The 7,563-nt window shown below is 70.3% G+C and carries 4 protein-coding genes; 1 reads left to right on the top strand and 3 read right to left on the bottom strand.

Annotated features, from left to right (window positions below):
* Positions 1–708: 708 nt before the first annotated feature.
* Positions 709–1,245 (bottom strand): MarR family winged helix-turn-helix transcriptional regulator, encoded by a 537-nt coding sequence (locus E0L36_RS23820; protein ID WP_180931324.1) that lies wholly within the window; start codon positions 1,243–1,245, stop codon positions 709–711.
* Between the two features lie 208 nt (positions 1,246–1,453).
* Between E0L36_RS23820 and E0L36_RS23815 the strand changes: the two genes are divergently transcribed.
* Positions 1,454–2,890, top strand: a complete 1,437-nt coding sequence (locus E0L36_RS23815) for an MFS transporter (RefSeq protein WP_180931323.1) — start codon at positions 1,454–1,456, stop codon at positions 2,888–2,890.
* Positions 2,891–3,231: 341 nt separating this feature from the next.
* Here E0L36_RS23815 and E0L36_RS23810 read toward each other — a convergent pair whose 3' ends face one another.
* Positions 3,232–5,463 carry a SpoIIE family protein phosphatase gene (locus E0L36_RS23810; protein WP_308416906.1) on the bottom strand — a complete coding sequence of 744 codons (2,232 nt, stop codon included), beginning with the start codon at positions 5,461–5,463 and terminating at the stop codon, positions 3,232–3,234.
* A 175-nt stretch (positions 5,464–5,638) separates the two neighbouring features.
* Positions 5,639–7,486 carry an FAD-dependent oxidoreductase gene (locus E0L36_RS23805; RefSeq protein ID WP_308416905.1) on the bottom strand — a complete coding sequence of 616 codons (1,848 nt, stop codon included), beginning with the start codon at positions 7,484–7,486 and terminating at the stop codon, positions 5,639–5,641.
* Positions 7,487–7,563: the final 77 nt, after the last annotated feature.

Genomic DNA, 7,563 nt, shown 5'->3' with positions numbered 1-7,563 from the left:
GAGAGCGACACCAACGAAAGGAATCATTCCGTCAGCATCCAGCATCCTCGCTGTCATCAAAATCAATCAAAGGAACCACATCCACAAACCACACCCCACACAAAAAGTGAGACGCAGCCCGTGAACGGGGTATCAACAATCTGGCGTTGACTTTTGGCACGCTGTTGAGTTCTCAAAGAACGGACGCTTCCATCGAACCTGAAACCAGGCCCTCCGGGCGCTTCCCTCTCGGTGTGTCCCCGACACTATCAGATCCAATTTCCCGAACCGAACCGGCCCAAAAACTCGAATTCCTGATCCCCAGTCGGGCTGGGACGCCTTTCGACGTGTCCACTACGTTAACCGAACCCCCGCCCCGCACAAAATCGAGCCCGAACCAACAGACCCCACCCGCACGAAACCCCCGGAACCCACAGCGCACCAGAAAAAGCCAGCACACCGAAAAGCCCCAGAAAAGGGAAACAATCACAGTAGTAGACGCCGAAAACGGCAGAAACCGCCGAGCAGCCACAAGGACTCCCCGACAGCTCGCAGGAGACTACGTACCCCCGACTGGCCTGTCAACTCCGTTTTCCAGTACCGGCGTCCAACCGGCTGAGACCAGCGCACTCCGCTGATCGCCAGGGTGTGGGTCCCGCTGAACGCTCAGGGGGTGGCGCTCAGCTGTCGCGCGAGTCGGCACCCGCCCCGTCGAGCGGACGCGGGCCGTCAGTCCAGGTCGGTGAGCCGCCCTCCGGCGTCCGGCTGCGCTTCCTCGACTCGGCGCAGCAGGCGAGTCAGCAGTTCGCCGAGCAGGGCCCGCTCCGCGGTGGTGAGGTCCTGGAGCAGCTCCCCCTCGAACAGAGATGCCCCCTGCATCACCTGAAGCCACTTCTCCCGCCCCTGGTCGGTCAGGCCGACGATCACCCGGACCCGGTTCTCCGGGTCGCGTTCGCGGGTCACGAGTCCCTGGATGACCATGCGGTCGATCCGGTGCGTCATCGCGGCGGGCGTCAGGCCGAGGCGTCTGGCGATGGTGCCTGGCCAGAGCTGGTAGGGCGAGCCGGACATCACGAGTTCCTTCAGCACCTCCCACTCGGCGCTGCTCAACCCGAGCGTGGCCAACTGCCGCCCGTAGGCGACGGTCATGCGGCGATCCAGGCGGCTGAGCGCGTTCACGACCTTCTCCACCTGGGGGTCCAGGTCCTGGTACTCGCGCTGGTAGATCGCGATCTGCTCATCGAGCGGCGGTAGCTGGTCGGACATGCTCCGGAGTATCCCACGGAAGGCTGTTCGACCTGAAGACTTGCCCCGTGTAGTCTTTAGCTCCGAACTTTAGGTTCTAACTGTCGGTTCGGCGCCGTGCTCGGTATGTGATCGGTACGTGGTCGGCGCTGTGGCAACCGATGGTCTCTCGTACGGCTGTGCGCAGCCCTGATCAAGGCAGGTGAGTGTGGTTTCCTCGGGGGGCGCGATGCTGCGTCGCATCCAGCTTGGCAACGCCCTGGCGGCGTTCGGTAGCGGCTTCACGATGCCGTTCCTCTTCGTGTACGTGGCCAGGGTCCGAGATCTCGGCAACGGCACGGCCGGTGCGGTGCTCGCGGCGTTCGCCGCGGCCGCTCTGGTGGTGCTGCCCTTCGCCGGGCGGGTGATCGACCGGCGGGGCCCGATGGCCATGGTCGTGATCGGTACCGGTCTCGCGGTCACCGGTGCCCTGGCCTTCGGAGTCGCGGGCAGCGCGCCCACAGCTCTACTGGCCTCGGCTCTTCTGGGCGGCGGCATCGCGGTGCTGCAACCCGCTCTGGCCACCATGATCGTCCGGTGCTCTGACTCGACGACGCGGTCACGGGCCTTCGCCACCCAGTTCTTCCTCAACAACCTCGGGCTGGGCATCGGCGGGTTGCTGGGGGGCCTGCTGGTGGACGAACACCGCCCAGCCAGCTTCACCGTGCTCTTCACGATCGAGGCGGCCATGTTCGTCACACTGCTGATCGTGCTGCGAGGGGTGCGTATGCCCGGCCCCGAGCTGGAGCGAGCGGTGCGAGTCCCGGCGGGCGTCGAGCGGCGAGCCGTCCGGGACGAGGCGCCGCGGGAACTCGCGACGGGCGAGAGGCCTGGTAGCGGCTGGGGCGTGCTCTTCCGGGACCGTCCGATGGTGTTGCTCTGCGTACTGGGCTTCGTTCTCTTCTTCACCTGCTACGGGCAGTTCGAGTCCGGGCTCTCCGCCTACGCGGTGGACGTGACCGGTATCTCGACCTCGACACTCGGAGTCGCGCTCGCTGCCAACACCGGCGTCATCGTTATCGCTCAGTTCACGATGCTGCGGATAGTCGAGCGACGGCGACGCAGCCGCGTGGTGGCTCTGGTGGGGTTGATATGGATGGTCGCCTGGCTGGCGGCGGGCGCCTCCGGCCTGGTGAACGCGGTTCCAGCCATGGCGACGGCGCTGCTGATCGGAACGTACGCGCTCTTCGGTCTGGGCGAGACGATGCTCTCCCCGACGGTCGCGCCGCTGGTCGCCGATCTGGCTCCGGCCCGGCTGATGGGTCAGTACAACTCGGCGTTCGCGCTGGTCAAGCAGCTGGCGCTGGCGGTGGGCCCGGCGATTGGCGGACTGCTGGCGGCGTTGGGGGCCTACGGGCTCTACATCGTGTTGCTGGTGCTGTGCTCGTTGGGGATATCCGCGCTGGCGCTGGTGCTGGGGCGGCAGCTCACCGCAGAGCAGGACAGCCCGCTGCGCGGTGGGGTTGTCGCACGGGGCGGGGCACGCGATGCCCCGTCGGCGGTCTCCGCTACCGGCGATGAGTCCGCTGAGAAAGCCGAGGTCGCTTCCGCAGCCTCCGAGGGTGCTGGTTCGTCGCGCGACACCACGGAGGCGGTACCCGTGCCCGTCTGCGTTCCGGCCTCCTGAGACGGACCGGGCACCTCGGAGTGGGGGGCGTGTGCGTGGGTGCTGCCCGTCGGCGTGACGGGGAGTTGGTGAGTTGGGCAGCTCGTGGTTCTCCCGCTCCGGGGCTCGACGTCCCGGAGCCCCGGAGTCGCTGGGCTTCGGCCTTCGGGGTTTCGGGGGGCGGGGTTTCGGGGGGTCGCGGCTGGAGCGGGAGTTCGGCCGTGGTGGCGGTGACGGGGCGACGGTGAGGTGGGTCGTGAGTGGAGAGGTTGGTGTGCGGGGTGGTGTGTGAGCGCGCGAGGGGGCGCCCGGTGGTACCAGGAGCAGGCTGTCGAGGGGTTGGGTGGACGGGCTCGCCGGCCTTATCGGCCGGGCAGGGTGAACTCACACCAGACGGCCTTGCCGCCCGGGGTTCTGCGGGATCCCCAGGCGGAGGCGATGGTGGCGACGATCGAGATGCCGCGTCCCGACTCGTCGACGGGTTCGGCCCGACGACGGCGGGGCAGGTGGTCGTCTCCGTCCGTGACCTCGATGATCAGACGGCGGTCGGTGCGGCGCAGCCGCAGTCGCATCGGCGGGGTGCCGTGCTGAAGGGAGTTGGCGACGAGCTCGCTGGTGGCGAGCACGGCCAGTTCGCGCAGTTCGGCGGGGAACCGCCAGGAGGCGAGCACACCGGAGGCGAAGGCGCGGGCACGTGGGGCGGCCTCAACGCCGCCCAGCAGGTCGAGTGCGGCACCGCGGAAGAGTTCGGCCTCCTCACCGCTTCGGGCGGGGTGCTGGAGAACGAGTACCGCGACGTCGTCGTCGTGTTCGGCGGTGATGCCGAGGGAGCGCAGCAACCGGTCGCAGACGATCTCCGGGGCGCCGTCCGCGCCGGAGATCGCCCGTTCCAGCGCGTCGACGCCGTCGTCGATATCGGTGTCCCGGCGCTCGACGAGTCCATCGGTGTAGAGGACGGCGGTGGCCCCCGGCTCCAGCGGGACGGAACCCGAGCTGTGCAGCCAGCTGCCGGTGCCGAGTGGTGGCCCGGTGTGCTCGGTGGCGCGGCGGACGTTGCCGTCGGCTTCGCGCACCAGGATGGGGAGGTGGCCGGCGGAGGCGTAGATGAGCCGGCCCTCGCTGGGGTCGTGTACGGCGTAGACGCAGGTGGCGATCTGACTGGCGTCGATTTCGGCAGCGAGGCCGTCGAGCAGTTGCAGGATCTCGTGCGGCGGAAGGTCGAGGCGGGCGTAGGCGCGCACCGCGGTGCGCAACTGACCCATGACGGCGGCGGCTCGGACTCCCCTGCCCATCACGTCCCCGATGACGAGGGCGGTGCGGCCGGCGCCGAGGGTGATCACGTCGTACCAGTCGCCGCCGACGGCCGCGTCGGTGCCGCCCGGCTGGTAGGTGGCGGCTACCCGGAGTTCGTCGGGCTGCTCCAGTTCCTGTGGGAGCAGGCTGCGTTGGAGAGTGACCGCGGCCTCGCGTTGCCGTCGCTCGCTGACACGGAGCCGTTCGGCGGACTCGACCTGGTCGGTCACGTCGGCGGCGAAGATCAGCACCCCGTCGTCCTCGGAGGAGGTGATGGGGGTGCAGGTGAAGGTGTAGTAGCCGTCCCGGCCCGCGGTAGGTCCGGCGCCGGGCACCCGGCGCGACTTGACGGTGCGGGGGCGTCCGCTGCGGAGCACCTGGTCCATGAGCGGCAGGAGGCCGAGTTCGACGAGTTCGGGAAGGGCCTCCCGGGCGCGTGCCCCGGTGTGACGCGTTCCGAAGGCGGCGGTATAGGCCTCGTTGACGAAGGCGACCCGATGGTCCGAGCCGTGCACGACGGCGGCCGGGGCCGGAACCTTTCCGAGCAGATCGTGGACGGAGAGTGCGTCAATGCTGCGTGGTACCCGGGCCTGGGTGGCGTCACCGCCACGGACGCCCGCGCGGAAGACACCGGATCCGTGGGTGGCGCGGGCGGGGGCGGCGTCGGCCGGACGACCACCGCCACGGTTCCGGGCCGCCGGGACCGGGTGCCCGCCGCGGTTCGTCCGTTCCGGAGTGGTGCGGCTGGCGGCGGACGACTGCCCTGGAACCGGATCCGGCCTGGCGGGGCGGCTGTTGCTGTGGCCGTGCCCGCGGGTGGCCGGAGCGCTGTCATCGCCGTTCGGCCGGGAGGCCGTCCCGGCCGCGCCGGACGCGGTGGTTCCGCGAACGGGGCGCGGGGCGGTCTGGGCGTCGCCCGGCTGCCCGTCCCGGGGATCGGGGCGGGCTTCCGGGACTGGCCGGGCCTCTTCGGTGACGGGCGGTGAGTCCCCGGTGTCCGGCTCGTTGACGCGCCCGCCGTCGCTGGTGCCCGCGCCGTTGACGCCGGGCTGGTCCGCTGACGCGGCGGGTACGGCCGATGTGGGGTTCGGCCCGAGCCCGCTCTCCGTCCGGTGCGCACCGGGGGTGGTGGGGCCGGGCTGCTCCGGCGTCCCGACTGACGCGGTGCTCTCGCGGCCTCTGGCGTTTCGGGACCGTTGCCGCGCCCTGTTCCCCTTCTTCGCCACCTGGTTCTTCGCCACTTGGGCGGCTGTTCGCCGCTGTGTGCCGGGCAGTCGGACGCTCCAGCGCGTGAAATTCACGGTCTGCCGATTCCTCGTGGTGTGGTGCGTGGTCCGGGGGGAGTCGCGCGGTGAGCACACGCCGCGCGGACGCGACCGTCACTCTCCGCCAATGTGGAACCCACCCATGGTCACATGTCGCATAGGACGCGAAGCGGTGACATCCGTCAGACGCCGCGGCCCGGCCGGGAGTTCCTCAACTCGCGTGTGGGCGGCGTTCGGTGCCCGCCGCCAGCTCGAACTCCGCCCGGGGGTGCTCCAGGGAGCCGAGCGAGACGATCTCCCGTTTGAAGAGTCCGGAGAGTACCCATTCGGAGAGCACGCGGGCCTTTCGGTTGAAGGTGGGGACGCGGCTGAGATGGTATGCGCGGTGCATGAACCAGGCCGGATAGCCCTTGAGTTTGCGTCCGTAGACGTGTGCCACGCCCTTGTGCAGGCCGAGCGAGGCGACCGAACCGGCGTAGGAGTGACGGTAGTCGGACAGGGGCCGACCGGTGAGCGAGGCGGCGATGTTGTCCGCGAGGCACCGCGCCTGGCGGACCGCGTGCTGGGCGTTGGGGGCGCATTCGGTCGCGGGGGCTGGTTCCGCTGCGCGTCCCGTCCGCCCTGTCGAGGTCACGCGCCCCTCTCCGCTCCGTCGCGCCCCGGCGTCCTCACCCGCCATCGCGGCGGCGTTCTCCGGGAGTTCCGCCGGGAGTTCGGCCTGTTCGCTCGCGTCGGCGGCTTCGGAGGGCGCCGGTCGGCTGGCGCGTTCGCCGGGCGCCGAGGGGGTGCCGCTCGCCCCCGGAGGTCCGTCCGTGCCCTCGGGGGTCGCGGGGTTCGCCCGTTCCCGGTGTGCTGCCCGCTCGCTCGCGTCACCGCTCCGGTGATCGCCCTCGCTCGCGCCGCCGTCGCGGTCGCTCTCGTGCTCGGCGCCCCGCTTGACCTCGCCGTGGCGCTCCGCTCGCCGCTTTGCCGTCAGGTCGGGTACGGACGCGGCGTCACCCGCCGCCCAGGCGTGCTCGACTCCCGCGACCCGCAGTTGCGGTGTGCAGCGGACCCGGCCGCGGGCGGTCAGGGGGAAGCCGGTCCCGGCGAGCACCGGATGGGGCTTGACTCCGGCCGTCCAGACCAGCGTGCGCGCCGGGTGCCGGGAGCCGTCGTCGAGCAGGGCGACGCGGTTCTCGCAGGACTCCAGCCGGGTCCCCAGGCGGACGTCGATGTTCCGGGCGCGCAGCTCGCGCAGGGCGTAGGCGCCCATCTCGGAACCCACCTCGGGCAGGATCCGGTCGCTCGCCTCCACCAGCAGGAACGTCAGTTCCTCCGGCCGGATGTTGTGGTAGTAGCGGCAGGCGTAGCGGGCCATGTCCTCCAGTTCGGCCAGCGCCTCCACCCCGGCGTAGCCGCCGCCCACGAAGACGAAGGTGAGGGCGGCGTCCCGGAGCGCCGGATCGCGGGTGGAGGAGGCGATGTCGAGCTGTTCGAGCACGTGGTTGCGGAGTCCGATGGCCTCTTCGACGGTCTTGAACCCGATGCCGTGTTCGGCCAGCCCGGGCACGGGGAGCGTGCGCGAAACGGAACCGGGGGCGAGGACGATCTCGTCGTAGGGAATGTCGATGGCCTCGGAACCGGTCTCCACCGTGGCGAGGGTGACCACGCGCGCGGTGCGGCTCTCGTGATCGATCTCCCGCACCTCGCCGATGACGAGTCGGCAGTGCGGCAGCACCCGACGGAGGGGGACGACGACATGGCGTGGCGAGATGGATCCGGCGGCGGCTTCCGGGAGGAACGGCTGATAGGTCATGTACGGGTCGGGGCTGACCACCACGATCTCCACGGCGTCCCGCTGTTCGGCCGCCCCCACGGCGGCGGGCGCTCCGGAGTCGCCGGGCTCGCGGTCGGCGCCGGGCACCTCACCGTGCTGGTCCCGGCGTTCGGCGGCGCCTCGTTTGAGCTGCCGCCGCAGTTTCTCCTGGAGGCGCAGGGCCGTGTACAAACCGACATATCCACCACCCACGATGAGAATCCGGGTGGGTCCGCTGCGCCGCTGCTCCTCCGTGGTCACCCGTCCATGACGCACCCGGGAGCCGGGTTTTGTCCACAGGCCCAGGAAATTGTCCGTGTGGCGGAATATGGCCGTCC

It is taken from the genome of Streptomyces sp. AJS327 (assembly GCF_013450295.1).
Classification (GTDB): domain Bacteria; phylum Actinomycetota; class Actinomycetes; order Streptomycetales; family Streptomycetaceae; genus Streptomyces.
This window is presented reverse-complemented; position numbering and strand designations above follow the sequence as displayed.